Origin of the sequence: Shinella lacus (genome assembly GCF_010994755.1) — a bacterium.
GTDB classification, from domain to species: Bacteria; Pseudomonadota; Alphaproteobacteria; order Rhizobiales; family Rhizobiaceae; genus Shinella; species Shinella lacus.
On record NZ_WHSB02000002.1, the window covers coordinates 398,157 to 411,762 of the forward strand.

Below are 13,606 nucleotides of genomic sequence, written 5' to 3' on the forward strand. Positions count from 1 at the left end.
GTCAGGAATCGGCGTTGCGGATGGCGAAAAGGTCGGCGTCCGCGTCCCCATGACCGGCGATCTCCGACGACACGATCTCGGCGGCGATCTGGCTGAAGGTGATGCCGTTGCCGCCGAAGCCCATGACGGCGAAGACATTGTCCATGCCGGGCACGCGGCCGATGAGCGGCAGGCCGGTGCGGGTGGTGCCGAAGGGCGCTGCCCAGGAATAGTCGGGCTCCGGCAGCGAAATGCCGAGCAGGGCTTCGGCCTTCTTGCGAATGGTCTTCGCCTTGTTCTTCAGCTTCTGCGGCGAGGCGAAAGCCTCTTCGTCCTCCTCGTCCTCGCCGCCGGCAATCAGCCGGCCGTCGCGGGAGCGGCGAAGATAGAGATAGGGATCGGCACCCTCCCAGACGATGCATTCCTTCAGCCAGTCGGGCAGGTCGATGGCCGGCGGGGTGGCGATCGCCCAGGTGGAGATGATGGCATGGTCCTTGTGCGCGACGGCTTCCAGGAATTCATAGCCGGAGCAGAAGACGGCGTGGCCGGCGGAGATGATCTTGCCGTCGGCGGTGGCGAGGAAGACGCCTTGCGTCGTCGAGCGCACATCGGTGATTTCCAGCGGGCTCACCACCTCGACGCCGCGCGACACAGAGGCGCGCAGGATGCCGGCGGCCATCTGGGCGGGGTTGGCGGAGGCGGAAATGTCGCTGAGGATCGCGCCGGTGCGGTCTATGGAGAAGCCATCCCGAAGTGCCGCGGTGTCGAGGAAATCCGCCTTGATGCCGGCGGCGTGGCGGGCGTGGAGCTCCGTGCGCAGGGCGCGGCTGCCATATTCGTCGCCAGCCAGAAACAGCGTCTTCTTGCGCTCGAAGCCGCAGGAAAAGTCGAGGTCCGCGACGATGCGCGTCAGTTGCTCGACGGCGCGTCCCGAGCGTTGCCAGGCGCGGCGCGCCTTCTCCTCGCCGATCATGCCGGTGAGCACATGCAGGGGAATGTCGATTTCGTGCTGGATCATCGCGGTGCTAGCGAGCGTGCTGCCATGCACCGGGCGGCGGCGGTCGACGACGAGCACGGAGCGGCGCCCGTCCGCCAGCGCATGCGCCATCAGCGCGCCGGAAATGCCGGCGCCGACGATGATGACGTCATAGGTGTCACGGGCGGGCTTCTTGCGGGTGCGGAGCGTAATGCGCGGCGAACCGGCCCAGACAGGGCGTGACTCGTGGAGATCGCGCTGCCGAGTAATCTCGTTGTTCTTGAGAATGGGAGTGCTCCGGTCAAGAGGGGTCTTCCGGAATGGCCGGGCGACGGAAAAGTTCCAGCGGCCCGCCGCGCGCGGCGCTGGTGCTTGCATTGCGGGCGGAAAGCAGGCAAAGCACGAGGCGCCTGAAACACGACCGGATTTTTACCCATGACCGTGAGTTCGAGAACGCCCCGCCCGATCGATCATCTGGTGCTGCCGGTGTCCGACCTCGGAATTGCCCGTGAACGCCTGACGGCGCTCGGCTTCACCGTCGCCAAGGATGCCCGCCACCCGTTCGGCACGGAAAACTGTTGCGTTTTCCTCGCCGACGGCAGCTATCTGGAGCCGCTCGGCATCGCCAATCGCGAGGAATGCGAAGAGGCCGCGCGCGGCGGCAATGTCTTCGTCGCGCGCGACCAGGCCTTTCGTTTCCGCCGCGGTATCGAAGGTTTTTCCGCCATCGCCATGGCCAGCGGCGATGCCTGGGAAGACGACCAGCGCTACACGTCGTCCGGCATTTCCGGCGGCGAGGTTCTGGAGTTTTCCCGCGATATGCTGCTGCCCGACGGCACGTCGGCGACCGGCAGCTTCCGCCTGGCCTTTGCTGCCGACCTGCGCAGCCCAGATTTCTTCTTCTTCGCCTCGCAGCGCATCCTGCCGCTGCCCTCCGACCGCAAGGCGCTGGAAAGCCATGAAAACGGCGTGATCGCCCTGTCTGAAGTCGTGCTCTCGGAGCAGAACCCGACCGATTTCCAGTATCTCGTGCAGGAAGCGGCCGACGAACGCGAGGTCGAGGCCCTGTCCTTCGGCATGTCCGTCGATACGCCGCGCGGCCGCATCACGGTGCTGAACGATGCGGGGCTCGAAGGGTTTTACGGTCTCTCGCCGCTTGCCGGCACGGATCGCGGACTCAAGGGACGCGCGGTCGTGTTCACTGTCGAGAATCTATCGGAATGTCACCGCCTGCTGACGGAGCGCGGTGTCACCTTCCATCAACGGGACAACCGCCTTCTGGTGCCACCGGCACCGGGGCAGGGCGTCCTTTTTGTCTTCGGAGAATGAGATGAAAGCCAATACCACAGTCGTCGTCGGCGAAGGCGCCAAGAAGGTCACCTTTGCCCAGGACAAGCGTTTTGCGCTGATCGCCGGCCCCTGCCAGATGGAGAGCCGCGACCATGCCTACATGATCGCCGGCACGCTCGTCGAACTCTGCGACAAGCTCGGCCTCGGCCTCGTATACAAGTCCTCCTTCGACAAGGCGAACCGCACCTCGCTGTCCGGCAAGCGCGGCATCGGGCTTGAAAAGGCCATGGAAATCTTCGCCGACCTCAAGAAGGATTACGGCTTTCCCGTGCTGACCGACATTCATACGGAAGAGCAGTGCGCGATCGTCGCCGAAACTGCCGACATCCTGCAGATCCCCGCTTTCCTGTCGCGCCAGACGGACCTGCTCATCGCTGCCGCCAAGACCGGCCGCACGATTAACGTCAAGAAGGGCCAGTTCCTGGCCCCCTGGGACATGAAAAACGTGCTGGCGAAATTCACCGAGAGCGGTAATCCGAACGTGCTGCTGTGCGAACGCGGCGCCTCCTTCGGCTACAACACGCTGGTCTCCGACATGCGCTCGCTGCCGATCATGGCCTCGCTCGGCGCGCCGGTCGTCTTCGATGCGACCCATTCGGTGCAGCAGCCGGGCGGGCAGGGTGGTTCTTCCGGCGGCCAGCGCGAATTCGTCGAGACTTTGGCCCGTGCAGCGGTCGCCGTCGGTGTTGCCGGCCTGTTCATCGAGACGCATGAGGACCCGGACAACGCGCCTTCGGACGGCCCGAACATGGTGCACCTGAAGGACATGCCGCGGCTTCTCGAAAAGCTCATCGCCTTCGACGACATCACCAAGGCGTGACGGCTTCAAACGGATGACACAGAGGCGTGTCATCCGTTGCCGCTCGTCGCGGCTCAGCCATTGTAATTTCCGCATCATCGATTAAGAGAGATTTTAATCGATTTATAAACCCAGAAACAGGACGATATCCATGACCGCTATCATCGACATCATCGGCCGCGAGATTCTCGACAGCCGCGGCAATCCCACCGTCGAAGTGGACGTGCATCTGGAAGATGGCAGCTTCGGCCGCGCCGCCGTTCCCTCGGGCGCCTCGACCGGCGCGCACGAAGCCGTCGAACTGCGTGACGGTGGCAAGCGCTACCTCGGCAAGGGTGTCGAAAATGCGGTCGCCGCCGTCAACGGCGAAATCTTCGAAGCGGTCGGCGGGCTCGAAGCCGAAGACCAGATCCTGATCGACCAGGCGCTGATCGAGCTCGACGGCACGCCGAACAAGGCCCGCCTCGGCGCCAACGCCATTCTCGGCGTGTCGCTCGCCGTCGCCAAGGCTGCCGCCGAAGCCGCCAACCTGCCGCTCTACCGCTATGTCGGCGGCCCGAACGCCCGCATCCTGCCAGTGCCGATGATGAACATCATCAACGGCGGCGCGCATGCTGACAACCCGATCGACTTCCAGGAATTCATGATCGTGCCCGTCGGCGCCGACAACATCCGCGACGCCGTGCGCATGGGTTCGGAAGTGTTCCACACGCTGAAGAAGCAGCTCGCTGCCGATGGCCATAACACCAATGTCGGTGACGAAGGCGGCTTCGCGCCGGGTCTCGCATCCGCGCCGGCCGCCCTCGATTTCATCATGAAGTCGATCGAGAAAGCCGGCTACAAGCCCGGCGAAGACATGTATATCGCGCTCGATTGCGCCTCGACCGAATTCTTCAAGGACGGCAAATACGTGCTCGAAGGCGAAGGCCGCACGCTGGAGCCGGAAGCCATGGCCGATTACCTGGCGGAACTTGCCGCAAAATACCCGATCTTCTCGATCGAGGACGGCATGGCGGAAGACGACTGGGACGGCTGGAAGTCGCTGACCGACAAGATCGGCAAGAAGGTCCAGCTCGTCGGCGACGACCTGTTCGTCACCAACTCGGCGCGCCTGCGCGACGGCATCAAGATGGGCGTTGCCAACTCGATCCTCGTCAAGGTCAACCAGATCGGCTCGCTCTCCGAAACGCTCGACGCCGTCGAGACCGCGCACAAGGCGAGCTATACCGCCGTCATGTCGCACCGTTCGGGCGAAACCGAGGACTCGACGATCGCCGACCTCGCGGTCGCCACGAACTGCGGCCAGATCAAGACCGGCTCGCTCGCCCGCTCCGACCGTACCGCCAAGTACAACCAGCTGATCCGCATCGAGGAGCAGCTCGGTCCGCAGGCGAAATTTGCCGGCCGAGGCATCCTGCGCGGCTGATCGACAAACAGTTTCTCCAAAATGGCAAAACCCGCATCGCAAGGTGCGGGTTTTGTTTTTTAAGCGCCCTGAGGGGTCTTTTTTCTCGTCGCGGGAGGGGTGTGGATCCTCGGGTCGAGCCCGAGGATGACGGAGGGGAGGGACTGTTTCCCCCCCCAGCGAACGGTGCGGCATGCGGCGCAGTGTTCCGTGCGCGCCTAGGTATCGCGGGCATCTGGAGATATCCTCTGGCCTCCTCAAGTCCGATCTCTCGACGAGTTCTCTCTCCTACTTCTTGTCCTCACCACCTCTCCTTCGTCATCCTCGGGCTTGACCCGAGGATCCATGCTGCGCGCACGACGCTGCCCGTCTCGCGCTGCGTGCCGCATGGCTTTTTCCGCGCCCCGCCCATCATGGTCAATGATCGGTTAACCCCTTGGCGCTAGTATGAAATCCGTATTGCGTATCGGGGCACTTGCATGTGGACCAAACATCATAAAAAGCGGAAATTCGGCCGGCTTACCCTGCCGGTAATTACGGTCGCATTCCTTTCCTACTTCGGCTATCATTCCGTGCACGGCGATTTCGGCCTCAGGGGGATGGAGGATTTCGAACGGCAGAGAGTGGAGCGTCAGGCGCGCCTGGACATACTCGTGCGTCAGCGCCAAATCCTGGAAAAAGAAGTGGCTCTGATGAGCGACGGCTCGCTGGAGCGCGACATGCTGGATGAAAAAGCGCGCTCCTATCTCAACATGTCCAGAGCCGACGAAATCGTGATTTTCCACTAGGAGTGTGGATTAACTGAAATCAGGTTAATCGTAAATCTCCCTTACTAATCAGCGACTTACAAAGAATATAAGCCATGCATTTATGGCATTGCTGATGCGGAATTTCTCCCCTATGGTTTCCAACAAGAGGCAAACATAGGGAGGAACGCATGGCTCCGCGTAAAACCGCGTCCACGTCCAGCCGCAAGACAGCGGCTAAGCCTGTCAAAAAAGACTTCACCGGCGGCACCATCGCCGAATTCTCCAAGGAAGACGACCTCAAAGCCTACCGCGAGATGCTGTTGATCCGGCGTTTCGAGGAGAAGGCCGGCCAGCTCTACGGCATGGGCTTCATCGGCGGCTTCTGTCACCTCTATATCGGCCAGGAAGCTGTCGTCGTCGGCATGCAACTGGCGCTGAAGGAAGGTGACCAGGTCATCACCGGTTATCGTGACCACGGCCATATGCTCGCTTGCGGTATGAGCCCGCGCGGCGTGATGGCGGAACTGACCGGACGTCGCGGCGGCCTTTCCAAGGGCAAGGGCGGCTCCATGCACATGTTCTCCAAGGAAAAGAACTTTTACGGCGGCCACGGCATCGTCGGCGGACAGGTTTCGCTCGGCACGGGTCTCGCCTTCGCCAACCGCTACCGCGGCAACGACAATGTTTCGCTCGCCTATTTCGGCGACGGCGCTGCCAACCAGGGCCAGGTCTACGAGAGCTTCAACATGGCGGCTCTCTGGAAGCTGCCGGTCGTCTACGTGATCGAGAACAACCGCTACGCCATGGGCACGTCCGTTTCGCGCGCCTCCGCCCAGACCGATTTCTCGCATCGCGGCGCGTCCTTCAACATCCCCGGTTTCCAGGTGGATGGCATGGATGTGCGCGCGGTGAAGGCTGCCGCCGACGAGGCCGTGGAACATTGCCGCGCTGGCAAGGGTCCGGTCATCCTCGAAATGCAGACCTACCGCTATCGCGGCCACTCCATGTCCGACCCGGCGAAGTATCGCTCGAAGGACGAAGTGCAGAAGATGCGCTCCGAGCACGACCCGATCGAGCAGGTGCGCGCCCGTCTTCTGGAAAACAAGTGGGCAAGCGAAGACGATCTCAAGAAGATCGACAAGGACGTCCGTGACATCGTCGCCGACAGCGCCGATTTTGCGCAGGCCGATCCGGAGCCGGATGCATCCGAGCTCTACACCGACATCCTGCTGTAAATCCGGGGAGGGACGAAAAATGCCAATCGAGATTCTCATGCCCGCCCTGTCTCCGACCATGGAGGAGGGCACGCTCTCCAAGTGGGTCAAGAACGAGGGTGACACCGTCAAGTCCGGCGACGTGATCGCCGAAATCGAAACCGACAAGGCGACGATGGAAGTCGAAGCCGTCGATGAAGGCGTGATCGGCAAGATCCTGATCGCCGCCGGCACCGAGGGCGTCAAGGTCAACACGGCGATCGCCGTGCTGCTGCAGGACGGCGAAAGCGCCGATGCCGCCGCCGCACCGAAGGCCGCTGAAAAGCCGGCCGAAGCCGAGGCGCCCAAGGCTTCCGAGCCGGCACCGGCTGCCTCCGCGCCCGTTCCGGCTGCGCCGAAGACCGAAGCTGCCGCCGATCCGGATATCCCGGCCGGCACCGAAATGGTGATGACGACGGTGCGCGAAGCGCTGCGCGACGCCATGGCGGAAGAAATGCGCCGCGACGGCGACGTCTTCGTCATGGGCGAGGAAGTGGCCGAATACCAGGGCGCCTACAAGATCACGCAGGGCCTTCTCCAGGAATTCGGCGACCGCCGCGTCATCGACACGCCGATCACCGAACACGGCTTTGCCGGCGTCGGCGTCGGCGCGGCCATGACGGGCCTGAAGCCGATCGTCGAGTTCATGACCTTCAACTTCGCCATGCAGGCGATCGACCAGATCATCAACTCCGCCGCCAAGACGCTCTACATGTCGGGCGGCCAGATGGGCGCGCCGATCGTCTTCCGCGGCCCGAACGGGGCAGCGGCGCGCGTCGCGGCCCAGCACTCGCAGTGCTATGCCGCCTGGTACAGCCACATTCCGGGCCTCAAGGTCGTCATGCCCTACACGGCAGCCGACGCGAAGGGCCTCTTGAAGGCCGCCATCCGCGACCCGAACCCGGTCATTTTCCTCGAAAACGAAATCCTCTACGGCCAGCAGTTCGAAGTGCCGAAGCTGGACGATTTCGTGCTGCCGATCGGCAAGGCGCGCATTCACAAGAAGGGCAGCGATGTCACCGTCGTCTCCTTCGGCATCGGCATGACCTATGCGCTGAAGGCGATTGCGGAACTCGAAAAGGACGGCATCGACGTCGAACTGATCGACCTTCGCACCATCCGCCCGATGGACCTGCCGACCGTCATCGAATCGGTCAAGAAGACCGGCCGTCTTGTCGTCGTCGAGGAAGGCTATCCGCAGTCCTCCGTCGGCACCGAGATCGCGACCCGCGTCATGCAGCAGGCCTTCGACTATCTCGATGCGCCGATCCTGACGATCGCCGGCAAGGACGTTCCGATGCCCTATGCCGCAAACCTCGAAAAGCTGGCGCTGCCGAATGTCGGCGAAGTCGTCCAGGCGGTCAAAACCGTCTGCTACAAATAAGGGGAGGGCGCATCCATGCCGATCAACATTACGATGCCCGCCCTCTCGCCCACCATGGAAGAGGGCAACCTCGCCAAGTGGCTCGTCAAGGAAGGCGACACCGTGAAATCCGGTGACGTCATCGCCGAGATCGAGACCGACAAGGCGACGATGGAAGTCGAGGCCGTCGACGAGGGCGTTGTCGCCAAGATCGTCATTCCGGCGGGCACGGAAGGCGTGAAGGTCAACAGCCTGATCGCCATCCTCGCCGCCGACGGTGAAGATGTATCGGCAGCCGCTGCCGGCGGTGGTTCGGCAAAGGCCGAGGCCCCGAAGGCGGAAGCCAAGGCCGAAGCGCCGAAGGAAGCGGAAAAGCCTGCTGCCGCCGCTGCGCCAGCTGCTGCGGCGCCGGCTGCTGCTGCTTCGGCGCCTGCCAAGGACGGCAACGGCCTGTTCTCCTCGCCGCTCGCCCGCCGCATCGCCAAGGATGCCGGCATCGACATCAAGGCGATCACCGGTTCCGGTCCGCATGGCCGCGTGGTGAAGAGTGACGTGGAAAAGGCGGTCGCCTCCGGCGGTGCAAAGCCTGCCGCTGCCGCAGCTCCGGCTGCTGCCGCCTCGGCCGCACCCGCCGCAGCCCCCAAGGGCATGTCGGAAGAGGCCGTGCTCAAGCTGTTCGAGCAGGGCTCCTACGAGCTCGTGCCGCATGACGGCATGCGCAAGACGATTGCCAAGCGCCTGCAGGAATCCAAGCAGACGATCCCGCACTTCTACGTCTCGGTCGATGTGGAACTCGATGCGCTGCTGGCGCTGCGCGCCCAGATCAACGATTCCGCACCGCGCAAGGACGACAAGCCGGCCTACAAGCTCTCGGTCAACGACATGGTGATCAAGGCCATGGCGCTTGCCCTGCGGGATGTTCCGGATGCCAACGTCTCCTGGACCGACACCAACATGGTCAAGCACAAGCACGCCGATGTCGGTGTTGCCGTGTCGATCCCGGGCGGCCTGATCACGCCGATCATCCGCAAGGCCGAGCTGAAAAGCCTGTCGGCCATCTCCAATGAGATGAAGGACCTCGGCAAGCGGGCCAAGGAACGCAAGCTGAAGCCCGAAGAATACCAGGGCGGCACGACCGCGGTCTCCAACATGGGCATGATGGGCGTCTCGAACTTCGCCGCCGTCGTCAACCCGCCGCATGCGACGATCCTGGCGGTCGGCGCCGGCACGGAGCGGGTCGTGGTCAAGAAGGGCCAGATGGTCATCGTCAACGCGATGACGGTCACGCTCTCCACCGACCACCGCTGCGTCGACGGCGCGCTGGGGGCCGAACTGCTCGGCGCCTTCAAGCGCTACATCGAAAGCCCGATGGGGATGCTCGTCTGATAAGCGGAGTGCGGCCATGAAAACGGTTCTCTGCTACGGCGATAGTCTCACCTGGGGCTACAGTGCGGAAACGCTCGATCGGCATTCCTTCGAGGATCGCTGGCCGAGCGTGCTCGCCAAGGCGCTGGGGCCGGAGGTCACCGTCATTGCCGAGGGCCTCAATGGCCGCACCACCGCCTATGACGACCACCTGGCGGATTGCGATCGCAATGGCGCGCGCATCCTGCCGACGATCCTGCATAGCCACGACCCGATCGATCTCGTGATCATCCTGCTCGGCGCCAACGACATGAAGCCGGTGATCTGCGGCACGGCGTTTGGCGCGGTGCAGGGCATGGAGCGGCTGGTGGATCTGGTGCGCCACCACGCCTGGTCGTTCGGCGGGCAGGAGGGGCCGGAGATCCTGCTTGTCTCGCCGCCGCCGATCTGCGAGACGGCGAACACCGCTTTTGCGGCAATGTTTGCCGGCGGCGTCGAGCAATCGGCAATGCTGGCGACGCTTTATGCGGACCTTGCGGACGAGACCGGCTGCGGCTTCTTCGATGCCGGCTCGGTGGCGCAGACGACGCCGCTCGACGGCGTGCATCTCGATGCGGAAAACACGCGGGCGATTGGCCGCGGGCTGGAGCCCGTCGTGCGCATGATGCTCGGACTGTGAACGAAGAGAACAAGAGACGCGGCGTTTGGCCCGCGCGAGAGACAAGGCAGGAAACGACATGGCTCAGACTTACGACGTCATCGTTATCGGTTCGGGTCCGGGCGGCTATATCGCCGCGATCCGCGCCGCCCAGTTGGGCCTGAAGACGGCCATCGTCGAGCGCGAGCACCTCGCCGGCATCTGCTCCAACTGGGGCTGCATTCCGACCAAGGCGCTGCTGCGCTCGGCCGAAATCTTCCATTACGCCCAGCATCCGGGCGACTACGGCATCAAGATCGAAGGCTCGGTGACGCCGGACCTGAAGGCGATCGTCGCCCGCTCGCGCGGTATTGCCCAGCGCATGAACGGCGGCGTCGGCTTCCTGATGAAGAAGAACAAGGTCGACATCATCTGGGGTGAAGCGAAGATCACCAAGCCGGGCGAGATCGTCGTGTCCAAGACGACCAAGGCGATCCAGCAGCCGCAGGCGCCGTTGCCGAAAAACGTGCTGCCCGAGGGCACCTACACCGCAAAGCATATCGTCATCGCCACCGGTGCTCGCCCGCGCGCACTGCCGGGCATCGAGCCGGACGGCAAGCTGATCTGGACCTATTTCGAAGCGATGAAGCCGGAAGAGATGCCGAAGTCGCTGCTCGTCATGGGCTCGGGCGCCATCGGCATCGAATTCGCCTCCTTCTACCGCACGCTCGGTGTCGACGTGACGGTCGTCGAAGTGATGAAGACGGTGATGCCTGTCGAGGATGCGGAAATCTCCGCGCTCGCCAAGAAGCAGTTCGAAAAGCAGGGCATGAAGATCCATCTGGAGGCCAAGGTCACCAAAGTGGAGAAGGGTGCCAACTCGATCACCGCCCATGTCGAGATGAAGGACGGCAAGGTGGAGAAGATCACCGCCGACCGGATGATTTCGGCGGTCGGCGTGCAGGCCAACGTGGAAAACATCGGCCTCGAAGCGATCGGCGTGAAGACCGACCGCGGTTTCATCGCCATCGACGGCTACGGCAAGACGAACGTGCCGGGCATCTACGCCATCGGCGACGTCGCCGGCCCGCCGATGCTCGCCCACAAGGCGGAGCATGAGGCTGTCATCTGCATCGAAAAGATCGCAGGTCTGCCGAACGTGCACCCGATGGACAAGTCGAAGATCCCGGGCTGCACCTATTGCCATCCGCAGGTCGCCTCCGTCGGTCTCACGGAAGCCAAGGCCAAGGAACAGGGCCGCGACATCCGCGTCGGCCGCTTCCCCTTCGTCGCCAACGGCAAGGCCATTGCGCTCGGCGAAGACCAGGGTCTCGTCAAGACGATCTTCGACAAGAAGACCGGCGAACTGCTCGGCGCGCATTTGGTCGGCGCGGAAGTCACCGAACTCATCCAGGGTTTCGTCATCGCCATGAACCTCGAAACCACCGAGGAAGAGCTGATGCACACGATCTTCCCGCATCCGACGATTTCCGAAACGCTGAAGGAAAGCGTGCTGGATGCCTATGGGCGTGCGCTGAACGCTTGAACGTGCTAAAGCCCGCCTCCACATGAGGCGGGCTCACTCTTTCAGGGTCCGCAGGGCAGGCGCTTGAGCTCGCCAGGAAAGTGGAAACGACATGGTCACGATTCTCGACCGCACAAATCCTTCGCCCGATGCCAAGCGGGTGCGCCATCCGGAAAAGGCCAACCGGCCGGACACGGAAGTGCTGCGCAAGCCGGAATGGATCCGCGTGCGCGCGCCGGTTTCCAAGGGCTACCAGGAGACGCGTGATCTCGTGCGCAGCCACAAGCTGGTGACGGTGTGCGAAGAGGCGGGCTGCCCGAATATCGGCGAGTGCTGGGACAAGAAGCACGCCACCTTCATGATCATGGGCGAGATCTGTACCCGCGCCTGTGCCTTCTGCAACGTGGCGACAGGCAAGCCGAACGCCCTCGACATGGCGGAGCCGGAAAACGTCGCCAAGGCCGTCAAGCAGATGGGCCTGTCGCATGTCGTCATCACCTCGGTGGACCGTGACGATCTCGCCGACGGCGGCGCCGAACATTTCGAGAAGGTGATCTGGGCGATCCGCGCGGCCTCGCCGCTGACGACGATCGAAATCCTCACGCCCGACTTCCTGAAGAAGCCCGGTGCCTTGGAGCGCGTCGTCGCCGCCAAGCCCGACGTGTTCAACCACAACATGGAGACCGTGCCGGGCAACTACCTGACGGTTCGTCCGGGTGCGCGCTATTTCCACTCCGTCCGCCTGTTGCAGCGCGTGAAGGAACTGGACCCGACCATGTTCACCAAGTCGGGCATCATGGTGGGCCTCGGCGAGGAGCGCAACGAAGTGCTCCAGCTGATGGACGACCTGCGCACCGCCGACGTCGACTTCCTGACCATCGGCCAGTATCTCCAGCCGACCCGCAAGCACCATGCCGTCATGAGCTTCGTGACGCCGGAAGAGTTCAAGTCCTACGAGACGGTCGCCTACAGCAAGGGTTTCCTGATGGTCTCGTCGAGCCCGCTGACGCGTTCCTCGCACCATGCCGGCGATGATTTCGCCCGGCTTCGCGCCGCCCGCGAGCGCAAGGTTCTGGCCGCCGCGGAATAGACTTTTCCGCCACCTTCCTTTAAGCCCCGCCGTCCCGCAAGACGGCGGGGCTTTTCGTTTCGGGGGGGTGGCGATGACGGTATCGATCACGATGGAGGAAGCAGCAGCGCAGCTGAAAACCGCGGAGCGTGTGCTGGTGATCGGCTGCTCGGGCAGCGGCAAGAGCACGCTGGCGCAAAAGCTCGGGCGCCGGCTTGGTCTGCCCTACGTCTCGATGGACCGGGAAATCTTCTGGCTGCCCGGCTGGCAACCGCGGCCGCGGGCGGAGGCACGGGCTCTTCTCGCGGCATTCGCGGCCCGGGAGCGCTGGATCATCGACGGCACCAGCCCCGGTACGCTGGCGCTGCGCCTGCCGCGCACCCATCTCGTGCTCTGGCTTCGACCGCCCCGCTGGGTGTCGCTCTATGGCGTGCTCTCGCGCTGGCTGAAACTGCGCGGACAGTCGCGGCCGGAGATGGCGGATGGATGTCCGGAGCGGCTCAGCCGGGAGTTCCTGACCTATGTCTGGAACTTCGAGAAGACGGAAAGCCCGGAAATCCTGGAGAATCTTGCGGCTTATGGTCCCGATGTGCCGGTTTGCGTGTTGAAATCGCGGGCGGAGAACCGGCAGCTACTTGCCAGGATCGGCGAGGTTTATTAGCTCTCGGCCATGCCTCAGTTCGAAACGCGCCGCCCGGTTCCCCATACGCCCGACCAGATGTTCGACCTCATCGCCGATGTCGAGCGCTATCCGGAGTTCCTGCCGCTCTGCGAAGGGCTTTCCGTGCGCTCGCGCAAGGAGCGCGACGGCAAGGAACTGCTCGTCGCCGACATGACCGTCGGTTACAAGGCGATCCGCGAGACCTTTACCACGCAGGTGCTGCTCAACCGGGCGGAGCGCGCGATCGACGTCAAATATCTCGACGGGCCTTTCCGCTATCTCGACAACCGCTGGCGCTTCGAGCCGCTGCCGGATGGCGGCTGCAACGTGCATTTCTTCATCGACTACGAGTTCAAGAGCCGCATTCTCGGCGCGCTGATGGGCTCGATGTTCGACCGCGCCTTCCGCATGTTCACCGACGCTTTCGAAAAGCGGGCGGCGGCGATCTATACCGCCGGCTGAATTTTTCGATCGG

Annotated in this window: 13 protein-coding genes; 12 read left to right on the top strand and 1 reads right to left on the bottom strand. The window is 63.4% G+C overall.

The annotated features are described in order from the left end of the window. Position 1 precedes the first annotated feature (1 nt). Positions 2-1,333 carry an NAD(P)/FAD-dependent oxidoreductase gene (locus GB927_RS06465; RefSeq protein ID WP_256115845.1) on the bottom strand — a complete coding sequence of 444 codons (1,332 nt, stop codon included), beginning with the start codon at positions 1,331-1,333 and terminating at the stop codon, positions 2-4. 57 nt (positions 1,334-1,390) lie between these two features. Between GB927_RS06465 and GB927_RS06470 the strand changes: the two genes are divergently transcribed. The 12 genes from GB927_RS06470 to GB927_RS06525 all read left to right on the top strand — a co-directional run bounded on the left by GB927_RS06470 (position 1,391) and on the right by GB927_RS06525 (position 13,593). After that, the gene (locus GB927_RS06470; protein ID WP_256115846.1) at positions 1,391-2,284 is read left to right on the top strand and encodes a VOC family protein; all 894 of its coding nucleotides are present in this window, start codon (positions 1,391-1,393) and stop codon (positions 2,282-2,284) included. A gap of 1 nt (position 2,285) precedes the next feature. Next, the gene (gene kdsA / locus GB927_RS06475; protein ID WP_256115847.1) at positions 2,286-3,125 is read left to right on the top strand and encodes a 3-deoxy-8-phosphooctulonate synthase; all 840 of its coding nucleotides are present in this window, start codon (positions 2,286-2,288) and stop codon (positions 3,123-3,125) included. A 130-nt stretch (positions 3,126-3,255) separates the two neighbouring features. Next, positions 3,256-4,530 carry a phosphopyruvate hydratase gene (gene eno, locus GB927_RS06480; protein WP_256115848.1) on the top strand — a complete coding sequence of 425 codons (1,275 nt, stop codon included), beginning with the start codon at positions 3,256-3,258 and terminating at the stop codon, positions 4,528-4,530. Positions 4,531-4,988: 458 nt separating this feature from the next. Continuing rightward, entirely contained in the window at positions 4,989-5,297 is a 309-nt protein-coding gene (locus GB927_RS06485) for an FtsB family cell division protein (protein ID WP_256115849.1), read from the top strand. A gap of 149 nt (positions 5,298-5,446) precedes the next feature. Next, positions 5,447-6,493, top strand: coding sequence for a pyruvate dehydrogenase (acetyl-transferring) E1 component subunit alpha (pdhA, locus tag GB927_RS06490; RefSeq protein ID WP_256115850.1), 1,047 nt, complete (start codon positions 5,447-5,449; stop codon positions 6,491-6,493). A 19-nt stretch (positions 6,494-6,512) separates the two neighbouring features. Beyond that, positions 6,513-7,895, top strand: coding sequence for a pyruvate dehydrogenase complex E1 component subunit beta (locus GB927_RS06495; RefSeq protein WP_256115851.1), 1,383 nt, complete (start codon positions 6,513-6,515; stop codon positions 7,893-7,895). A gap of 15 nt (positions 7,896-7,910) precedes the next feature. Continuing rightward, entirely contained in the window at positions 7,911-9,260 is a 1,350-nt protein-coding gene (locus tag GB927_RS06500; protein ID WP_256115852.1) for a pyruvate dehydrogenase complex dihydrolipoamide acetyltransferase, read from the top strand. Positions 9,261-9,276: 16 nt separating this feature from the next. After that, positions 9,277-9,918 carry an SGNH/GDSL hydrolase family protein gene (locus GB927_RS06505; RefSeq protein WP_256115853.1) on the top strand — a complete coding sequence of 214 codons (642 nt, stop codon included), beginning with the start codon at positions 9,277-9,279 and terminating at the stop codon, positions 9,916-9,918. Between the two features lie 58 nt (positions 9,919-9,976). After that, the gene (gene lpdA / locus GB927_RS06510; protein ID WP_256115854.1) at positions 9,977-11,422 is read left to right on the top strand and encodes a dihydrolipoyl dehydrogenase; all 1,446 of its coding nucleotides are present in this window, start codon (positions 9,977-9,979) and stop codon (positions 11,420-11,422) included. Between the two features lie 91 nt (positions 11,423-11,513). Continuing rightward, positions 11,514-12,491 carry a lipoyl synthase gene (gene lipA, locus GB927_RS06515; protein WP_256115855.1) on the top strand — a complete coding sequence of 326 codons (978 nt, stop codon included), beginning with the start codon at positions 11,514-11,516 and terminating at the stop codon, positions 12,489-12,491. Positions 12,492-12,564: 73 nt separating this feature from the next. Then, positions 12,565-13,131 carry a P-loop NTPase family protein gene (locus GB927_RS06520; protein WP_256115856.1) on the top strand — a complete coding sequence of 189 codons (567 nt, stop codon included), beginning with the start codon at positions 12,565-12,567 and terminating at the stop codon, positions 13,129-13,131. Positions 13,132-13,140: 9 nt separating this feature from the next. Further along, positions 13,141-13,593, top strand: a complete 453-nt coding sequence (locus tag GB927_RS06525; protein ID WP_256115857.1) for a type II toxin-antitoxin system RatA family toxin — start codon at positions 13,141-13,143, stop codon at positions 13,591-13,593. Positions 13,594-13,606 lie beyond the last annotated feature (13 nt).

What these genes read in the sequence shown, in the direction of transcription:
- GB927_RS06470 (WP_256115846.1), top strand. Translation starts at nt 1,391, where the DNA reads ATGACCGTGAGTTCGAGAACGCCCCGCCCGATCGATCATCTGGTGCTG.
- eno (WP_256115848.1), top strand. Translation starts at nt 3,256, where the DNA reads ATGACCGCTATCATCGACATCATCGGCCGCGAGATTCTCGACAGCCGC.
- lipA (WP_256115855.1), top strand. Translation starts at nt 11,514, where the DNA reads ATGGTCACGATTCTCGACCGCACAAATCCTTCGCCCGATGCCAAGCGG.
- GB927_RS06465 (WP_256115845.1), bottom strand. Translation starts at nt 1,333, where the DNA reads ATGCAAGCACCAGCGCCGCGCGCGGCGGGCCGCTGGAACTTTTCCGTC.
- lpdA (WP_256115854.1), top strand. Translation starts at nt 9,977, where the DNA reads ATGGCTCAGACTTACGACGTCATCGTTATCGGTTCGGGTCCGGGCGGC.
- GB927_RS06495 (WP_256115851.1), top strand. Translation starts at nt 6,513, where the DNA reads ATGCCAATCGAGATTCTCATGCCCGCCCTGTCTCCGACCATGGAGGAG.
- GB927_RS06525 (WP_256115857.1), top strand. Translation starts at nt 13,141, where the DNA reads ATGCCTCAGTTCGAAACGCGCCGCCCGGTTCCCCATACGCCCGACCAG.
- pdhA (WP_256115850.1), top strand. Translation starts at nt 5,447, where the DNA reads ATGGCTCCGCGTAAAACCGCGTCCACGTCCAGCCGCAAGACAGCGGCT.
- GB927_RS06485 (WP_256115849.1), top strand. Translation starts at nt 4,989, where the DNA reads ATGTGGACCAAACATCATAAAAAGCGGAAATTCGGCCGGCTTACCCTG.
- GB927_RS06500 (WP_256115852.1), top strand. Translation starts at nt 7,911, where the DNA reads ATGCCGATCAACATTACGATGCCCGCCCTCTCGCCCACCATGGAAGAG.
- GB927_RS06520 (WP_256115856.1), top strand. Translation starts at nt 12,565, where the DNA reads ATGACGGTATCGATCACGATGGAGGAAGCAGCAGCGCAGCTGAAAACC.
- kdsA (WP_256115847.1), top strand. Translation starts at nt 2,286, where the DNA reads ATGAAAGCCAATACCACAGTCGTCGTCGGCGAAGGCGCCAAGAAGGTC.
- GB927_RS06505 (WP_256115853.1), top strand. Translation starts at nt 9,277, where the DNA reads ATGAAAACGGTTCTCTGCTACGGCGATAGTCTCACCTGGGGCTACAGT.